We start from the raw sequence: 19,482 nt of genomic DNA, 5'->3' as shown, positions 1-19,482 counted from the left end.
CTCTCCTGATGTTCATAGGGAGGGCATCAGCTCCCCGTGCACGTGCGCAATTTGGTCTCCCAAGGCGGTGGCGAGCGCTTCGGCCGTACCGTAGGTCCACAGCAGCGTCGGCGAAAGCCGCAGTGCGAAGTTGGATTCGAGTTTGTTGCGCAGTTCCAGGCTCATAAGCGAATCCAGGCCCATCGCTCGCAATGGCGTCTGGGTGTCGAGATCCTCCGGTGCCATTCGCAGTACACCCGCAGCGATTTCGACAACCTTGCCCAGGATCAGGCGGGGCCGTTCGGCTTCGGCGACTTCGGTCAGCGCCGAACGGAACTCGCTGACCGCCATTCGCTTGCCGCCGGTATCGGCCCGGCGCCGCAAGGCTTTCCAGCTGGGCTGCGCGGCGCAGTCGGGATAGGCGTCGAACCATCGGCGCACATCGAAGGACAGGTAGCTGACAACCTGACGATCCTCGGCGAGGAATCCAGCGAGCGCCACCCAAGCCTCGGCCGCTGTGATGCTGTCCATACCGTGAGCGGCCAGCCGGGTTCCTCGATTGTCCTGTGCGGCAGCCAGTCCGATCTCGGCGAATGGTCCCCACTGGATGCTCAGCCCCGGCCGGCCATCGTGGCGACGGGCAACGGCGAGCGCGTCGAGATAGGCGTTCGCGGCGGCGTAGGCCGATTGTCCGGGGTTTCCGATGAGCGCGGCGGCCGAGGAGAACAGGACGAACAGGTCCAGTGGATCGTCCGCGGTCAGCTCGTCCAGGTGGCGCGCACCGTCGATCTTCGGCCGTAGTACGCGTTCCACTTGTCCGGCGGACAGTCCGAGCACGGTGGCGTCGTCGAGGATTCCAGCGGCGTGGAAGATCCCGCGCAATGGCGGTGCTTCGGCCCGAATCGAATCCAATACCACAGCAAGCGATTCCCGATCGGAAACGTCGACACGTCGGCTGACCACCGATGCCCGCTGGTGGAGCGGCAGCTCGAGATCGAAGTCCCGCAGTGGGATCGGCCCGTCGGGGGCGCTGCGCCCGACCAGCACCACGCGTCCGGCACCGTGCATGAGCAACCAGTGTGCGAGGCTGCGTCCCAACGCGCCGTGACCGCCGGTGACGAGATAGGTCCCGTCCGCCCGGAATCGGCCGTCCGGCATAGGTTCGGGAACAATGCGGGATACCGTCGCCGGACGGCTGAGTACGAACTTGCCGATGTGATCTCCACGGGCCATTCGCCGCAGCACCTCCGGTGCCTCGGCTAGGTCGTGCACCGAGGTGGGCAGCGGCGTGAGGCCGCCGTCCAGGATCAGCTGCCAGGCTTCGCGCAAAGCCGCCGCGAACCGATCCGGGCGGCGAATCATCATTCCGGCCAGATCGACTGCCAGAAAGCCGATTCCCTTGGTGAAGGCCCGCGAACCCAGCCACCGATTCGCGTAGATGTCCTTCTTTCCCACTTCGAGGAAGCGGCCGTCCTCGGCGAGCAGCTGGAGACCCAGATCGATGGCGACCCCGGACAGGGAGTTGAGCACGACGTCGACACCCCGCCCGCCGGTCGCGGCCCGAACCTCATCGGCCCAGGTCAGTCCGCGGGAATCGAAGACGTGATCGATGCCATGCACGCGGCGCAGGTAGTCGCGACGTTCAGCCGAACCGGCGGTGGCGAGCACTCGTGCGCCGAGGCGGCGCGCGATCCCGATGGCGGCGAGCCCCAATCCACCCGTCCCGGAATGGATGAGCACCGTCTCGCCTGGAGCTACCCGCCCCAGCGTCGCCAGTGCATACCAGGCCGTGGTCGTCACCATCGGCAGCGCCGCCGCGTTCTCGACCGTCATCTCGGCCGGGATCGGCGCGGTGTGGTCGGCACGAACTGTGAGATGTGAGCCGATCGCACCGAATCCGCACGCGATCACTCGATCGCCGACGGCCCGGTTCGTCACCCCTGGGCCTACCCGGCGGACCACACCCGCTCCTTCGACACCGAACTCCCCCGCCCCGGCCGAGCTGTCCGGATAGGTGCCCGCCGCCTTCATCACGTCGATGAAATTCACTGCCGCCGCATCGATTTCGACTAGCACCTCGCCCGGACCAGGTGGACGCACCGACAGCGGCACGAAGCGCAGACCGTCCCAATGCCGCCCGGTGGCTGACTGCAACCGGAAGGGACAGTGCTGTGCGCGCCATGGACGCAGCCCCGCACTGCCATTGATTTCGCCCTGTTCCAGCCGTCCGATGTAACGACGCCCGGCGCGCAGCACCACCTGATCTTCGCCGGGCGCGGCCAAGAGTTCGGCCGCGCAGTCGTCGATCTCGTGCACACCTGCGATATCGACGACCGTGGCGGACAGTTCAGGGTGTTCGCGCCGCAGGACACGGACGAAGCCCCAGAACATCGCGCTCCCCGGATCCGGGCGATCATCCGGTGTGGCCGATTGGGCGTGCACCGTCATGACGACCAGCCGCAGCGGCGTCGACCCGGTGCTCGTGCCCGCGCGCACTACATCCGCGAGGGCCACGAGCCGATCTCTCTGGGCATCGAGATCACCTGCGGAAACGCAATATACGAGCACGCCGCCCGCGTGGACAGAGCCGCCGGTGTGCACCCGCGCACCGCGCCGACGCAGCGCTTCGGCCAAGGCCGCATGCCAGGTCGCATCACCGTCCAGCACGACGACATCAGCACCGGTCCCGCATGAACCGTCAGCCTCCAAACCAGTCGCCCTCGAGCCGTCGGCCTCGGCCGCACGCAGCACGAACCGAAACTCCCGGTCGAATCGGCGAATCGGCGTGTCGCTGTCGTCGATCGCGGCCAGTTCGAGCCCGCGAATCGTGGCGAGCGGGGTGCGCCGTTCGTCGAACAGATGGATGTCTGCGGAGGTGTCGGAGCGCCGGACCGCGTATACCCGTGCGGTGTCGATGAACTCGTCCGGTTCGGCGTACAGGCGCAGCTCCTCGACCGCCACCGGTACAACGGTGCGTGTGTCGTCGAACAAGGCCAAGGCCGCTTGCATCGCGCTGTCGATCAGCGCCGTGTGCAGCTCGCCCCGATACAACTGTGCCCGACACTGCTCGCCGAGTTCGATCGTGGCGACGACACCACCGTCGACGGGCTGAATCGTCCGTACTCCTTGGAACTCGGGGCCGTAGTTCAGTCCGCGGCGCGCGCACAGCCGGTAGAAGTCCGCGCCGGAGACGGCTGCCCCGGGCACTGCCTCACCGGACACCGCTGCCTCGGGCTGGGTATCGCCGGGCAGCTCTGGCATGTCCACGGGTTCGACGGTGTGCATCACCTGGCCTCGTGCGTGGGTGGTCCAGCTCTCGGCCGTCTCGGCGAGTGACCGGAGTTCGAAACTCGCTCCGCCGGCAATGTCCTCGCGCAGCGCCACGTCGAGGCGCACCGGCGCCGCCGGCAAAGCCAGCGCATCGGTGAACCGGACGACCCGCAGCGCCGCGGGCTGCTGCCCGTATCGGGTCCGAGCGACCGCTATCACGAACGCCATCATCATGGCGGCGGGCACGACGACCGCATCACCGACGCGATGGTCATCGAGCCAGCTGGCGTGGTTGAGCGCTATCGAGGTATTCGCGTGCCACGCACCGATTTCCACGACACTGGGGTACACGGGAACGCGCAGTCCACCCGCTTGCGGCCCGCCGGATTCGGCGGCAGGCAACCAGAACGAGCTGCGCTGCATGGGATACGGCGGCAATGTGACCGAGGCTGTGCCCGAAATGTCGGCGAAGGGATGCAATCCGCTGAGGTAGGCGCGGGCGCGACTGCGCTGCATCTCGGCGAGCGGGTCGCGGTCACGGTACAGCGACGGCACTACCACCGGCGGGTTCGACCGGGTGGCGGCCAGTTGTTCGATGGCCGGGGTCAGCACTGGGTGCGGGCTGATCTCGATCACATGGGTTACGCCCGAGTCGAATGCCGACGCCATGGTGTCGGCGAACAATACAGGGCAGCAGATGTTCTCGACCCAGTAATCACCACCGAGCTCGCCGGGTTCGCACAGCCGCCCGGTCACCGTGGAGCGCATCTCGACCGAACCCGGGCCGGACGTCACCCCGGAGAGCGCCGCCGACAGTGCGGGACGCAACCGGTTCATGTGCGGACCGTGTGAGGCGTAGTCGACCGCGACTATGCGGCAGAACACACCGTCGGCTGACAGGATCTCGTGCAATGCCTCGATCGAATCGGTGTCCCCGGCCAGCACGCACGAGGTCGGGCCGTTGTGCACGGCGAGTGTCACCGAGTCCTCGAAACCGTCTATCCACGAGGGTATTTCGTTGCTTGCGAGTTCTACCGCCAACATCCGGCCGCTTCCCGCCACCGCCCGCAACGCGGCGCTTCGGCGCGCCACTATGAGCGCACCGTCCGTGAGACCCAGTGCACCGGCCAGGGTGGCCGCGGCGATCTCGCCTTGGCTGTGACCGATGACGAGATCAGCAACGATGCCCATGCTGCGCCACATGGCGGCGATACCGAGTGAGAGCGCCCACAGCACCGGCTGTACCTGATCGACGTGGTCGAGCCAATCCGGTCCGGCCGCACCGGCAATGACCGCGAGGGGATCCCAGTCCACGTGCGGTGCGAGCGCGGCGGCGCATTCGTCCACCATCGCGGTGAAAGCCGGGTCGGTGCCGTACAGCGCCGCGCCGACGCCGTGCCATTGCGCGCCTTGCCCTGGGAAGACGAATGCCACGCGACCGGCTTCGCGTATCCGTCCGGCGAGGACCGCGGGCTGTTCGGCGGTGGCGCTGGTGGCGTGCTTCCGCAGCTCCGCCGTCACTCGGCCGGGTTCGGTACCGATCACTGCGATGCGCCGGGGTAGTTGATGGGCCCGCCGGGCAAGGGCCGTGGCCACCGGTCCCACCGCACTGGGGTCGGCATCCAGTAGGTCGGCGATGTCGTGGCAGCGCTGACGCAGCGCGTCGTCGGTGTGCGCGGAGATGGGCACGAAACCGAGCTCAGAACTGGAAATACGGTCCACTGTCGCGCATTTCGCGATCGATCCCGCTGTCGGGGATGCGGTGCGGTGCGGTGTGAGTTCGGCCCGACTCAATACGGCGTGGGCATTGGTCCCGCCCCAGCCGAAGGAGTTGACGCCGAGAAAGACCGGCCCGGCCTCGGGCAGGGCCATCCGCTCGCGCACTACCGCCACATTCAGTGCATCGAAGGCGATCTCGGGATTGAGCTCCCGTGCGTGCAGGCTCGGTGGAATCGCCCCGCGCTCCAGGCACAGCACGCCTTTGATCAGCCCTGCGATACCGGCAGCCGCTTCCAGGTGTCCGATATTTGTCTTGATCGATCCGATCGGTAGCGGACCGACGGCCGATCCGCGTGGCCGCGCCAGTATCTCGCCGATCGCCCTGGCTTCGATGGGATCCCCCCGGCCCGTTCCGGTTCCGTGCGCTTCGACATACGCCAGCCGATCGAGATCGAGTCCCACGTTGTGGTAGGCCCGGTGCAGCAGGTCCCGCTGTCCCGCGTCATTCGGCGTGACCAGGCTTTCGCCACCGCCGTCATTGTTCACCACGGTGGCTGTGATGAGCGCCCGTACCCTGTCACCATCGCGCACCGCCGCGCGCAACGGCTTGAGATACACCGCCGCCACGCCTTCGCCACGCACGAACCCATCCGCACCCGCACCGAACGCAGCACAGCGGCCGACGGAAGACAGCGCCCCGAAATGCGTGAGTCCGATCGAAATATCCGGAGCCAGAATGAGATTCACGCCGCCGACTACGGCCGATTCGATGTCGCCGGTGCGAATGGCCCGTACCGCGAGGTCGAGAGCCACCAGCGCCGACGAACACCCGGTCTCGACAACGAGGCTGGGCCCGGTGAGCCCGAGCCGATACGACAGGCGCGCGGCGATCACATCGAGTGCGGTACCGACCAGGCTGTGTTGGGTGGCGGCGATTCCCCGTTGCTTGCGCAGTGTCTCGTAGTCGTGCCAGGACGCCCCGATGTAGACGCCGGTGCGTGTGCCGCGCAGGGTATGTCCCGGTATACCCGCGTCCTCCAATGCGCGCCACGCGGTTTCGAGCATGAGCCGCTGCTGTGGATCGATGTCTCTGGCCTCGCGCGGGGAGATACCGAACAGTGCGGCGTCGAACTCGTCGATCCCGTCGAGGAATCCGCCCATCGCCGGCACGCGCTTGGCGCCGTCCAGGGGTGTGTCCACGTCCCAGCGCTGGGCAGGTACCGAACGTATCGCCGTACCACCGGAGATCAGGAGGTCCCAGAGAGCGTCGAGGTCGTCGGCGCCGGGGAATCTGCCCGCCATACCGACGATCGCGATGGGTTCGTTCATGGATTTCTTCCCGGCTCCGGCCCGAATCCGGCGACGATCGCCGCCGTGAGCTGCTGCGGGTCGGTGATGGGAGACCAATGGCCGGAGTCGATTTCGGTGAATGCCAAGTGATCGGCCGTGCCCTCGATCGCGCGTGTCTGTACCGCCGCGCCGATATAGGGGTCGCGCGAGCCGTAGATCACGTGGATGTCCGGCACCATGAGCCGGTTGTAGGTCGGCGCGCTGAGCCGTGCGAAGACATTGGCGCGATACCGATTCAGCGAGGCGAGGCCGTCGACAGGCGGAACATGCGGTGGCGGAGCGCCTTCGAACTGGATGAACCCATCCATCATGGCTCCCGTGATGCCACTGTCCCACAGGAGGTCGGTGACGACCGGTACATCCCACAGTGCGATGTACGCCGAGCGCGCGGCTTGGTCGAGAACCGCGGGCACGTCGGCGGGATCGTTCACGGTGCGGCGGATCCACCGTCCCCACAGGTCGAGGTTCAATCCGGATACGGCCGTGAAATCCAGTAGTTTCGTGGCTATCTCAGTGGTGGCGGCAGCTTCCCAGCCCTCAGCTGCTCCCCAGTCCCAGCCGACCAAGTGCACCTGTTGCCCGGCTGCGGTGGCGTCGATGACCGCGGCGATATCGCCGGCCAGGACCGGCAGCGCGTAATCCTGTTGCCCCGGTGGGTGATCGCTCTCGCCATTGCCGCGGGTGTCATAGGTGACGACGTGATAGTCCGTTGCGAGGCGCGCGACGACCTGGTCCCATGCCCGAGCCGTGGACATATAGCCGTGAACCAGCATGACGGTCGGGTCGCCGGAGTGACCATACTCGTGCACCCGCAGTCGGACACCGCCGCCACCGATCGCCCAGCTGTCGGTCGAGGCGGGCACCGGGAGCAGCACAGGATCCGTTGTCGGGGCAATGGATTTCGTCGCTGACGCGACGGCATCCGCCGGTGGAACAGCGGAATCCGCTGACGCCACACCATCGTTCATTCCTAGCGTCGCGACCGACGCCAGCATCCAGGTCACCATCAGCGGGACCGCGCGGTTCATGCGACCCGTCCTCCGGCGAGAAAGCCGCGCTCCCACGTGGTCAGCGGCGGCTTACCCGGCGCGGGCCGCCGTGGTCCCAGCAGTGCTCCGGTGACTACCGCGGGGTGTCCCATCGCCAGTGCGGGGCGTGCCAGGAACATGACCTCCGACACAATGGCCGCCACCGCCGGCCGCGACGACGCCGCCTGGAACACGCGGTCGCCGTAGCGCAGCTGCCAGCGATCCAGCGCTGTCGGTCTGCCGCCCTCGGTGTCCCGGAACTGGAGGTCCTGGCTGGTCGCCATCTGCCAGGGATCCCGCGCCGCACGACAGATCGATCGTTGTATCCGGTCGGCGGCGGTGGGATCGACACCGCGCGCGCCGAACGCCGCACGCAGCACATTCGCGCTTCGGGCCGCCACCGAGAGTCCCTGGCCGTATACGGGGTTCGTCGCCGTGGCGGCATCTCCGGCGACCACGAATCCGCAGGGCCACGCGCGCACCCGGTCGAATCGGTACCGTCGATTGGCCGTGCTGCGGGAACGCATTGTGCCGCTCAGCGGTTCGGCTTCCGCGAGGACCTCGCCGATAAGTGGGTCCGGCACGCGATGGCGAGCGAACTCGAGGAATTCGTCATCACCGCCGGGCATACTCATCCCCCGGGTTCCGCCGACCGCCACGATCCACCGCCCGTCCTCCACGGGCAGCAAGTTGGCATTGCCGCTGGGGTTCCCGGACCGGCCGTCCGCCTGGATCAGGATCAGCGGAAAACCCGATTCGGCCCCCGGGATCGCGCGATACACCCGGGTGGCGTACGCGTGCCCGGAGTCGACGATCTGCGCCGGGGGTACGGCGATTCCCAGGTGGTCGAGCCATTGCCCAGCCTGGGATCCGCGACCGGTGGCATCGATCACCAGATCAGCCTCGAGCAGCTCGGTGGTGCCGGTACGCAGCTCGCGCACCCGCACCCCACGTATGGCGGTGCCGTCGCCGAGCAAGCTCACCGGCTCGCACTCCGACCGGAAGGTCACCCCGCCCCGCTCTCGAATCATCTCGCGTACCACGTGATCGAGAAGTTGCCTGGAGCAGCCGATACCGAAGCGGTCGGTGGCACGGCGGTCCAGCCAGGCACCGACACTCGGGCGGAAGAGCAGATCGGCGCCGACACCGATACGTTTGGCTCCCGCCGCGAGCAGCCGGTCGGTGGTGCCGGGCAGCAACCGCTCGAGTCCGAGCACACCACCTGGTGCCAGGAAGTGCGGATGGCGAGCCTGGGGCTGCCCGCGCCGCAGCTGCGGCCCATCGGGGAATGCATCGCGCTCGACCACAGTGATCTCGCCCGTGTACGGGCTCGCGGCGGCGGCGGCGAGCAGTCCGGCGAAACCGCCACCGAGTACCAGCACCGAACTCATGCCCGGCCCTCCCGGTCACGGGGAGTCAATCGCACCGCGCCACACCACAATAAGGACCGCTCGAGCCGCGGACCCGGCGCGATTTCAGGTAGCAGAGCCGTCACGCGCAATGGCAGCGGTGAACGATTCCAGTCTGCGGCGGCTCGGAAAGTCGAGCGGGCCGTCTCGACCGACCAGCCTCGGAAGAAGTCGAGGGTAGACGCGAACGTCCATCGGGCCGAGCCCAATTCGCGGCCCATGGTGAGATTGACCATCCGCAGCATGGCAGGCGACCAGTGATCCATTACCCACCAATGCATGCCGTCCGCCCGCAGCTGATCGCTCAAGATCCGGACCTGGTGTGCCTCGAGATAGGGCAGCACTCCTTCGGTGATGACCAGCGGCGCGCGGGCTCCCTCGCACGCCTCGGCGAGGAATTCCGCGGTCGCGACGCCGTCGGTGATGTCGACGGGTCGGGCGATCCGCTCACACCGCGCCTGCCGACCCGCGAGCCGCGCTCGCTTGTAGGCGACCGAGTCCGGCAGATCCGCTTCATACCAGCGGATTTCGCCCGGAAGTTCGAGCCGGAAGGGACGGGTGTCCAGGCCCGCCGCCAGATTGATCACGCGGTCACAGCCCCGGTTCAGCGCGTCGAGGATCAGATCGTCGATAAGTCTGGTGCGGACTACCGTCGGCCAATGATCGCGGGCGCCGCGCGGCAGCATCCCTGACGCGGCGAGTGTCGTACCCTGCTCGCCGGCCAGCACAGCGGCGAGTTCGTCGTGGAACAGTGCGTCCGGCCGCTCCGATTCGAGTGCGCGATAGACCGCGACCCAGCGCGCGGTGTCGGAGACGTGCCCGATTGCCGGTGGTGTCATGATGTCTCCCGTTGCCCTGTCTGCTGCTCGGCCGCCGCGCACGTGCTGAAGGCGTAGTCCGCCAGTGGGAATCTGCGCATCCGCCACCAGGCTTCGATGCTGGTCGAGGGCCGGAAGAGCGGCACATCGCCGTGCTGATCGAAGTAGAAGCTGCGGGCGGCCTCGCAGTTCGAGTTGTAGAAGATGGAGGCCGCCTGGCGGGCAATCATTTCCTCGGCGAAGCGGGCGTAGGGTTCGGCCTTCACCGCGACCCGAGTGGCTCCGCGCCGCTGGGCCTCGATGATGCATCGGACGGCGTGTGCGACCGCGTTCTCGATGGTCATGAAGAACGAGCCGGTCATCGAGTACGGGCCGTGAATGATGAAGGCGTTCGGGCACGGTGGCAGGGTGACGCCCTCGTAGCAGACATTGCGATTGTCGTGCAGATAGTCGCCCAGATCCACGCCGACCGTTCCGGTGATCGGGTAGCGAGGCAGACTGGTGCGCTCGAACACCTCGAAACCCGTTGCCATGATGAGGGTGTCGATCTCATGGTGCTGTCCGTCGGCCGTGGTGACGCCGGTCGCGGTGGCGGACTCGATGTTCTCGGAGATCAGGCGGACATTGTCCCGGGCGAATGTCTTGTAATACCGGTTGGACAGCGTCAGGAATTTGCAGCCGAACCGGTAGCGCGGCGAAAGCCGCTCTCGAAGGGCCGGATCGGGCACCTGGGCGCGCAGGGACCTGCCCGCTGCCCACTCCAGGGCTGTCACGGTGAACGGCAGTTTGAACCGAAAGACACCGTTGTACAGCACCTCCAGCCACACGAGCACGATCCAGCGTGGCACGCTCAGTAGTCCCGGAAGCAGTCGGAACGCCATGCGCAGCAATCGCGGAATGCGGAAGTCCGGTTTCGGGATCACCCAGATCGGCGTGCGCTGGAAGACCGTGAGTCGCTCGGCCCGCTCGGCGACCTCGGGAATGATCTGCACTGCCGAGGATCCAGTGCCGATCACCCCAACCCGGCCCATCAGCGGCGTCGTGTTATCCCAACGGGCACTGTGGATCACCGTGCCAGCGAAACTGTTCAGCCCGGTGATGTCGGGCATCTTGGGGCGGCCGAATGCACCGTAGGCATTGATCACAAAGCGGGCGCGCAGTCGGCCTCGGCCGGTCTGTAGGTTCCACTGATCACGCTCGTCGTCGAACCGCATTCCGGTCACCTCGATGCCGAGCCGCAAATGCTCACGCACGCCATACTTTTCTACGCAGTGCGCCGCATACGTCTGCAGCTCGTGACCCTTTGCGTAGGCGTACCGCCAGTCCGGATTCGGTTCGAAGGAGAAGCAGTACCCCCAGATCGGGATATCCACTCCGACATCGGGATAGGTGTTGTCCCGCCAGATACCGCCCACATCGTCGGCCTTGTCGAGCACGACGAAGTCGTGGATTCCAGCCTGTCGCAATCGGATCGCCGCACAGATCCCGGAAAATCCGGCACCCACCACGATGACCTCGAAGTCGGTTCGGTTTGCCGGAATCACGGTCGCCGCCCGATACCACGCAGCAGGCCCCGTACACCCCGTGCGGGCACCCCCTCAGGCTTGGCCGCCGCCGCGGCAGGCCGGCCACCGGTCATGATATGGCTGGTGAAGGTGTCGACGAACAGATCTGCGGTATCGAAGTCGTTGCGCGCCATCAGTTCCGCCATCACGCCGCTGATCAGCTCCGGCGAGGCGAACTCGGCCAGCCGACCCACTACCGCCGGATTAAGGAAGGGCGCGGTGCTGGCGACGACCGCGGGATCGATGGCGGACAGCATGGCCAGCGAGGCGTCACTGCGGCCGTCGAGCAGTCCGGCGCTCAGCGCGCGGCCCAGGATTCGAGGCGGCAGCACACGGATGGCCAACGGCAGCCCGAACCGCAGCGGAACACGCTGGGCCAGTGCCGAATAGCGTCGGTACTCGCGCGGATAGCGGGTGTGCAGCACCCGCAGGATCTCCTCGCACAGCACCGCCAGCCGCTCACCCCCCAGGGAACTCAGGTATTCGATGCGCGTGCTGGGTACATGCAGCGCGGCGGCCAGCTTCTCCAGCTGATCGCGGGTCATTTTCTCGCTCATCGCCGCCTCCTCAGCAGCACCGCGCGTAGCACGAATCGCAGTGCTCGCGGCTCGCGGGCGAGATTGTCCGACAGTTCGGCCTCGGCCAGCGCGCGATCACGCCGGGGCGCGTCGTCGATCAAGGCGAGCAGGTCGGCACACTGGTCATCGGACATCAACTCGACGGCGGCCAGACCCGTACCGAGGGCCTGCTCGAGTTTTTGTCGCCCGGCAATCGGGTCGGTCATCGTGGCAGCGTTCCTTGTTCGTCGGTTACTTGTCGGGTCAGACTCCGCGCCAGCCTCGCGGCGTGTGCGGCGGCCCGCCTGCCCAGCGCAGTGCCTGGGCGCGGCGATTTGCCCAGGTCCGGAAGGATCTTCCGCAGCAGCGGTTCGGGCAGTCCGCGCCGCCGCCATTCCCGGGGATAGCCGATCGATACTTCCTCGAATCGCACACCGTCGAAGTGATCAGTGCGGCGAATGTGCAAGTGCCCGTACACGACACAGCGCACGTTGTACCGGCGATGCCAGTCGGCGGTCAGCTCGGTGCCGCACCATAGGGCGAACTCCGACCGGAACAACCGATCGACCGGCCGGCGCAGCAGCGGGAAGTGGTTGATCAGGATGAGCGGCACCTCCGGATCGAGCGCGTCGAGCCGGGCGCGGGTGTACTCGACGCGCTCGCGGCACCAGTCCTCCCGGGAGGCATACGGGTCGCAGGCGAGCAGATGCTCGTCGGTGGCGACCGCCCCACGGGCCTCGGCGAGCGCGAGCCCTTCCTGTTTCGTGTGCGTCCCCGGCGGCAGGAAGCTGTAGTCGTAGAGCAGGAACATCGGCACCAGTACCGCCGGGCCGCCCTCCCCCTCCCACGTCGGGTAGGGATCTTCGGGCGTGAGGATATCCATGGCCCGGCACACGTCGACCAGATGCCGGTAACATCCCTCACCGCGGCGGTGCAGCGGATCTCGCGCGGTGGTCCACAATTCGTGATTGCCGGGCACCCAGATCACCTTTGCGAACCGTTCGCGCAGCGACCCGAGCGCCCAGCGGATCGCGTCGGTCTTCTCCGCCACATCGCCGGCGACGATCAACCAGTCGTCGGGGGAATCGGGCCGGATCGCTTCGACCACTTCCCGATTCCCCGTATGACTGATGTGCAGGTCGCTCACTGCGAGCAACCGGGTCACGAAACCGCCTCTGGGGTAGCCGATCCGCCCAGCCTGCCGACCGCGAAGGAGAGCCGGGCGAGCAGTTCGCCGGGCATCTCCACCTCGCCGTGGATCGCGGCCAGGCGATCCAGCAGCATTTCCACCTCGGCCACGATCGGATCCGCCAGTTCCGCATCCTGCGGCGTCACCTGGTCGAGCACGTGGCGGGCCAGCAGGTTCACCGTGGGGTATTGGAAAATAACCGAATTGGCCAGTTTCACGCCGGTGATCGCTCGCAGGTGCGCGCCGAGTTCGATGGAGCTGAGCGAGTCGACACCCATCTCGGTGAACTCGCGGTCCGAGAGCACCGCGTCGGGCGAGTTGTAGCCCAATACCATGGAGATCGGGGTCTTGAGCAGGTCCACGATAACCTCATGCTGCTCGGTCGGGCTCAGGCCCGCGAGCCGCTTGGCCAGTTGCGAGGAGTCCCCCATCTGCTGGGTGGCTCGCGGCCGGGTGTGCAGCAGCGCCCGAAAGAACGGCGGCAGTTCGGTCACCTGGGCGGCCACCCGCAGCAGCGACAGATCCATGCCGACAGGTAGCACGTACGGGCGTCCGGTCCGCAGGGCGGCGTCGAACAGATCCAGCGCCTCCTTGGTCGGCATCGGCGTCACACCCATGCGGGTCAGGCGCGCGCGGTCCTTCTCGTCCATGCCACCGGTATTGGAAGTGTCCTCGGCCCACCAGCCCCAGGCCATCGAGGTGGCAGCCAGACCCCGGTGGTAGCGGTGCCGGGCCAGGCTGTCGACGAAGACATTGGCGGCTCCGTAGTTGGCCTGCCCCGCACTACCGAATGTGCCTGCCGCGGAGGAGAACAGCACGAATATCGACAGATCCAGATGCTGGGTCAGCTCATGCAGATGCCACGCGCCGTACGCCTTGGCCGGCAGCACCACATCCAGGTGCTCGGGGGTGAGCGCCGCGAATGTGGCGTCGGCCAGCGATGCGGCCAGATGCACGACGCCGCCGAGCGGGTGCTGCGCCGGTATCGAATCGAGCACGCCCGCCAGCGCGTCCCGGTCACCGACGTCGCAGGCGGCCACCGTGACCTGTGCGCCTGCGGCAGCCAGTTCCGCGATCAGCTCATCGACGCCTGCGGCCTGGCGGCCGCTGCGGCTGGTCAGCAGCAGATGCTTGGCGCCGTAGGCGTTCACGAGGTGGCGCGCGATGATGGCACCGATGGTGCCGGTACCACCGGTGATCAGGATCGTGGACTCCGGGTCGAAAGTCGGCGGCCAGGTGAGCACCACCTTGCCGGTATGGCGTGCCTCCGACAGTAGGCGCAGGGCGGCCGATGCCTGGCGGACATCGAATCGGTGCAAGGGCAGCGGTGCCAGGCCGCCATCCGCGAACAGTTCCGCAAGTTCGGCGAGCAGCCCACCGAGCATGTCTGCGCCGAGCGCGCCGAGTTCGAACGTCGTATAGCTCGCGTCGTGATCGGCGCGCACCTGATCGGCGTCGCGCACCACGTCCCGGGCGATCTCCACGAACCGGCCGCCGGGGACCAGCAGGCCCAGCGAGCTGTCGGTGAAAGTGTCCGGCAGCAGATTCAGCACGATATCGGCAGGCAGGTCCGCGAACCGGGCGGCGAATTCCGTGGACCGGGAGTCGGCCAGGTGATCCTCGGTGAAACCCATGCCGCGCAGAGCGTCCCATTTGCCGCGGGCCGCCGTGGCCAGTACCTCCAGGCCCAGCCGGCGAGCCAGGTTCACTGCCGCGGTGCCGACACCGCCGGTGGCGGCGTGCACGAGCACCCGCTCACCTGGCTGGGCCGCGGCGACCTCGCGCAGTGCGTAGAGCGCAGTCAAATAGGCCACCGGTGCGGCGGCGGCCTGAGCGTACGACCATGCCGTTGGGACCGCGGCGAGCAATCGCCGATCGGTCACGGTGCGCGCGGCGATCTCGTCGAACAGGCCGAACACGCGGTCACCGGGCGCGAGGCCGGTCACGTCGGCAGCGGTGGCGACCACGATGCCCGCCGCCTCGTGCACCAGCCGGGACGGAGTTCCCGAGGTGGCGGCCAACCCCGTGAGCGCTACCGGGAACGACATTCCGGCGGCGCACAGGGCTACCGACACCGTGCCGGGCGGCAGCAGTACGTCGAGCTCCGCGCTCGCCTCGGTCAGGGTGACGTCGTCGAGGTTGCCCGATGCTGGGATGTCGAGTCGCCACGGTCCGGCCAATCGGGCACCGATAGCGGCCGCGCTGTCCAGACCCGAACGCAGGCGGCGGCCGAAGAATTCGCCACGGCGCAAAGCCAATTCGGATTCGTCCAGTTGCACCGCGGTGCTGAGCTGATCGAGGCCGATATCGTCCTCGTCCAGATCGATCTGCTGGATCCGGTCTTGGAACTCCGATTGCGCGCTGCGCACCAGCGCCCATACCGTCGCACCGACCAGATCGGACACGTCCTCGGCCGGGTCGACCGCCTGTACACCGCAGGTGAGCACCACCAGCTTCGTCTCGGCGAATCGCTCATCGGCGAACCAGCCCTGCAGCTGGGTGAGCATGCGGGCCAGTTCATCCCGGACCGCCGCGGTCACGTGCGCGCCCGGCTCACCACCGGCGGAGGCCGCCAACCGCGGCAGCAGCACGACCTTGGGAACCTCGGCCCCGCCCGTGATCGCCGCGCTCAGGGCGTCGAGATCGGGGTAGGTCGCCAATACGGCATCGGCGGCCACCCCGGACGGCTCGCCACCGACCACCACCCACTCGCCTGGCCGTGCCGAATACCGCACGCGCGGTGCGGGAACGGCCAGCCAGTCCACACCGAAGAGCGAGTCCTGACGACCCGACAGACCGCGAGTCGCCAGCTTGCCCATGGAGATCGACCGCACCTGCAGGGTGCCGATCGCGACCACCCGCCCGGTGCTGTCAGCCAGCACCCAGCGCAGGCGATCGTTTCCGGCGGGAGTCAGCTTCACCCGCAGCACCTTCGCGCCCACGGCCCGCAATTCGACCCGCTCCCAAGCGAAGGGCAGCCGGATCGCGCCGGCCTCCGAAGGCATCAGCGCGGCTGCGGCGGCGCCACACTGCATGGCGGCGTCCAGCAGGGCAGGATGCAGACCGTACTTATCGGCGTCAGACACCGAATCCGGCAGTGCGACTTCGGCAAACACGTCCTCGCCGCGCTTCCACACCGCCTTCATGCCCTGGAATACCGGACCATACTGGTAGCCGAGTGCGGCCAGCGTGATGTACGCGTTCTCGGGCTCCATGCCCTGTTCCGCACCCACCGGCGGCCACAATTCGAGGCCCTGGATATCGGCATCGTCGGATTTCGAGGCGGCGGTGAGGAATCCGTCGGCGTGCAGACTCCACTGGCTCGCGCCCGGGGCTTCGTCCTTGACCTCCGGCCGCGAGTAGATGGCCACCTTCCGCCGGCCGTCCCGTTCGGGTTCACCGACCACCACCTGCAGGTGAATGGCCCCGTCCGCGGGCAGGGTGACCGGGGTGTACATGGTCAGCTTCTCCACCCGCGGGCTGCCGAGCTTGTCACCGGCGTGCAGCGCCAGTTCCAGCAGCATCGTGCCGGGGACCAGCACATTGCCGTGCAGGGCGTGATCGGCCAGCCAGGGATGGGTCGCGATCGCCAGCCGGGTGCTGAACTGGTAGCGGTCGGCCCCCGGCAGTTCGGAGATCGCGCCGAGCAGGGGATGTCCCGCTTCGGCAAGGCCGAGGCCGCTGGGCTTACCGCCGCCGGAGCCGGAAACACTTGCCAGCCAGTACTTCTGGCGCTGGAAGGCGTAGGTGGGCAGCGGTACCCGCTGCGCGGTCCCGCGCGGATACAGCGTCGACCAGTCCGGCGAGACACCCTGCACGTGTGCTTCGGCGATCGCGGTCAGGAAGCGGCGGATACCCGCGTCCTCGCGTTTGAGCGAGCCGACGACCAGGCACGAGTCGGCAAAAGCCCCGAACTGTTCGAGGGATTCGTGCATGGACGAGGTGAGTACCGGGTTCACGCTCATTTCGAGGAAGGCGTTGTAGCCGGATTGAACGGCGGCCTGGAAGCCCGCCTCGAAGTCGACCGGCTCCCGCAGATTCCGGAACCAGTAGTCCGGACCCAGCTGCTCGCCCGGTAGCACATCACCGGTGACGGTGGAGAAGAACACTACGTCGGTGGCCTGCGGCACGATCGGCGCGACCGCAGCCCGCAGCTCCTCGCGCAGCGGGTCGAGGTGCGGGGTGTGTGCAGCGTAATCCACCGGAATTCTCTTGGCACGCACACTGTTTTGCTCGGCCAGCTCGACGATGGCGGTGACCGAGTCCACGCCCCCCGCGACGACCGTCGTGGACGGCGAGTTGATGGCGGCGATGTACAGATCCTCGAGCCCGACCATCAGTTCACGCACCCGGGCGACCGGGGCATTTATGGAGGCCATACCGCCGGAACCGGGCACGCTGCGCAGCGGCTTGCTGCGCATGGTCACGATCCGGGCGGCATCGGCAAGCGACAGCGCGCCCGCCACGTACGCCGCCGCGACCTCACCCTGCGAGTGCCCGAGCACCGCTGCGGGCTCGACACCGTACGAACGCCACAGTGCCGCAAGGGAAACCATGGTGGCGAACAGTGCGGGCTGGACGACATCGACGCGTTCGATGGACGGTGCACCATCCGTCTGCCGCAGCACATCGGTCAGCGACCAGTCCACGTATTCGGCGAAGGCCTCTTCGCAGTCACGAATCCGTTCGCCGAAGAATGGGGATTCCTCCATCAACTGCGCTGCCATGCCCGCGTATTGGGCGCCCTGACCCGGAAATACGAACACCACTTGGCGGTCCACGGCGTGCCCGCGAATCGGCCCGACCGGCTTGTTCTCGGCAACCTCGGCCAGACCGGCGAGCAGATCGACGCGATTGCTGCCAAGCACCACCGCGCGATGCTCGAAGCTCGCGCGGGTCGTCCCCAGCGCACAGCCCACATCGCGCAGGGTGAACTCCGGGTTGGCCTTGACATGGTCGGCCAGGCGAACGGCCTGATCGATCAGCGCCTCGGCGGTCCGGCCCGAGATCGGCCATACCGCCACGGGCACTACCGATTCCGTGGACACCGGGGCCGACTCGGCGACGATCTCTGGAACCTGCTCGAGAATCACGTGCGCGTTGGTTCCCGCGATACCGAACGAGGACACACCAGCCCGGCGCGGGCGGCCCTGCTCCGGCCACGCGCCGCGTTCGGTCACCAGTTCCACCCCACCGCGCGACCAATCCACCGCCCCCGTGGGTTCGTTCACGTTGACGGTGGCGGGCAGCTCGCCGTGGCGCATGGCCTGAATCATCTTGATGACACCGGCCGCGCCGGCCGCCGCCTGGGTGTGGCCGAAGTTGCCCTTGATGGAGCCCAGCTTCAGCGGCTGCCCCCCGGCGCGATCCTGGCCGTAGGTGTCGAGCAGTGCCCGCAGTTCGATGGGATCGCCTACGGGAGTGCCTGTTCCATGACCCTCGACCGCGTCGACATCGGCAGCGGTCAGGCCGGAGTTGGCCAGCGCGGCCCGAATCAGCTTCTGCTGCGCGTGCTCGCTCGGCACGGTCAGACCCTTGGTAGCGCCGTCCTGATTGACCGCCCCGCCACGGATGACGGCCAGCACGCGGTGACCGTTGCGACGCGCATCCGACAGCCGCTCCAATACCAGCATCGCCACGCCCTCGGACATGCAGAAGCCGTCGGCGTCGACCGAATACGGCTTGCTGCGGCCCGCTTTCGAGATGGCTCCGTGCTGGCCGAGCGCGAAGAATCCGGTCAGCGTGGACATGATCGAGACACCGCCGACCAACGCCAGGGAGCATTCTCCGGCCTGTAGCGCCCGGCCGCCCAGATGCATGGCCACCAGCGAGGACGAGCAGGCGGTGTCGATGCTCATGGTAGGGCCCTGCAAGCCGAGGATGTACGATATCCGCCCGGACAGCACGCTCTGGCTCACACCGAGCGAGACGTACCCGGGATCCAGATCCTTCTGTCCGGGAATCAGATAGGCGTAGTCGCCGCCCATGGCACCGACGTAGACGCCGGTATCACTGTCGCGCAGTGTATTCGGGTCGATGCCCGCGTCTTCGAGTGCCTGCCAGGTGGATTCGAGTACCAGCCGCTGTTGTGGATCCATAGCCTTGGCCTCGCGGGGACTGATCCCGAAGAATTCCGGATCGAACAGGCCCGGTTCGTCGATGAATCCACCCATGGGCGCCATGGCCGCCGCTACCTCGGGCGATGCCATATCGGCCAATTCCGTCATGGACCGATCGGAAGGAAATTTGCTGGAAACATGACTGCCTTCGGAAAGGAAGCGCCACAACGAGTCCGGAGAATGTATTCCTCCGGGAAAACGACAGGCCATTCCAACAATGGCGACAGAATCCGGCAAGAGATTTTCGTCCATCGCGAACCCCCCCTTCTCCAGCATGCGAAAACGACATGCAGATAGAATTCGTTCTTATAGACTTCGACCGAAGAGGTCGTGAATGAGTCTGTATGCGTGATTCCCCGGTGACTTCGCTGTCCAGGTCAGCGTAACCGACACCCGAATATGGATGCAATACGTTTCAGTTGTAAAGTTTATGTGACACTTGGTTACTTGCAATTTTCCGGCGAGTCATGGACGCTCAC

At 67.1% G+C, this 19,482-nt stretch carries 9 protein-coding genes; all 9 read right to left on the bottom strand.

Annotated elements, in window-relative coordinates; translation table 11 throughout:
* Positions 1–12: 12 nt before the first annotated feature.
* The 9 genes from LKE06_RS17340 to LKE06_RS17300 are packed head-to-tail and all read right to left on the bottom strand — an operon-like array spanning position 13 to position 19,255.
* Complete coding sequence (locus LKE06_RS17340; protein WP_228000225.1) at positions 13–6,297, bottom strand: type I polyketide synthase; 6,285 nt, start codon at positions 6,295–6,297, stop codon at positions 13–15.
* Complete coding sequence (locus LKE06_RS17335; RefSeq protein WP_228000224.1) at positions 6,294–7,346, bottom strand: alpha/beta fold hydrolase; 1,053 nt, start codon at positions 7,344–7,346, stop codon at positions 6,294–6,296. Before LKE06_RS17335 ends, LKE06_RS17340 begins: the two co-directional genes overlap by 4 nt.
* Entirely contained in the window at positions 7,343–8,737 is a 1,395-nt protein-coding gene (locus tag LKE06_RS17330; RefSeq protein WP_228000222.1) for an NAD(P)/FAD-dependent oxidoreductase, read from the bottom strand. The genes LKE06_RS17335 and LKE06_RS17330 overlap by 4 nt, the downstream gene beginning before the upstream one ends.
* Positions 8,734–9,594, bottom strand: a complete 861-nt coding sequence (locus tag LKE06_RS17325) for a class I SAM-dependent methyltransferase (protein ID WP_228000221.1) — start codon at positions 9,592–9,594, stop codon at positions 8,734–8,736. Before LKE06_RS17325 ends, LKE06_RS17330 begins: the two co-directional genes overlap by 4 nt.
* The gene (locus LKE06_RS17320; protein WP_228000219.1) at positions 9,591–11,117 is read right to left on the bottom strand and encodes a flavin-containing monooxygenase; all 1,527 of its coding nucleotides are present in this window, start codon (positions 11,115–11,117) and stop codon (positions 9,591–9,593) included. Before LKE06_RS17320 ends, LKE06_RS17325 begins: the two co-directional genes overlap by 4 nt.
* The gene (locus tag LKE06_RS17315; RefSeq protein WP_228000218.1) at positions 11,114–11,695 is read right to left on the bottom strand and encodes a hypothetical protein; all 582 of its coding nucleotides are present in this window, start codon (positions 11,693–11,695) and stop codon (positions 11,114–11,116) included. Before LKE06_RS17315 ends, LKE06_RS17320 begins: the two co-directional genes overlap by 4 nt.
* Positions 11,692–11,922 carry a hypothetical protein gene (locus LKE06_RS17310; RefSeq protein WP_228000216.1) on the bottom strand — a complete coding sequence of 77 codons (231 nt, stop codon included), beginning with the start codon at positions 11,920–11,922 and terminating at the stop codon, positions 11,692–11,694. The genes LKE06_RS17315 and LKE06_RS17310 overlap by 4 nt, the downstream gene beginning before the upstream one ends.
* Positions 11,919–12,860 (bottom strand): metallophosphoesterase family protein, encoded by a 942-nt coding sequence (locus LKE06_RS17305; protein ID WP_228000215.1) that lies wholly within the window; start codon positions 12,858–12,860, stop codon positions 11,919–11,921. The genes LKE06_RS17310 and LKE06_RS17305 overlap by 4 nt, the downstream gene beginning before the upstream one ends.
* The gene (locus LKE06_RS17300) at positions 12,857–19,255 is read right to left on the bottom strand and encodes a type I polyketide synthase (RefSeq protein WP_228000213.1); all 6,399 of its coding nucleotides are present in this window, start codon (positions 19,253–19,255) and stop codon (positions 12,857–12,859) included. Before LKE06_RS17300 ends, LKE06_RS17305 begins: the two co-directional genes overlap by 4 nt.
* Positions 19,256–19,482: the final 227 nt, after the last annotated feature.

It is taken from the genome of Nocardia australiensis (assembly GCF_020733705.1).
Taxonomy (GTDB): domain Bacteria; phylum Actinomycetota; class Actinomycetes; order Mycobacteriales; family Mycobacteriaceae; genus Nocardia; species Nocardia australiensis.
This window is presented reverse-complemented; position numbering and strand designations above follow the sequence as displayed.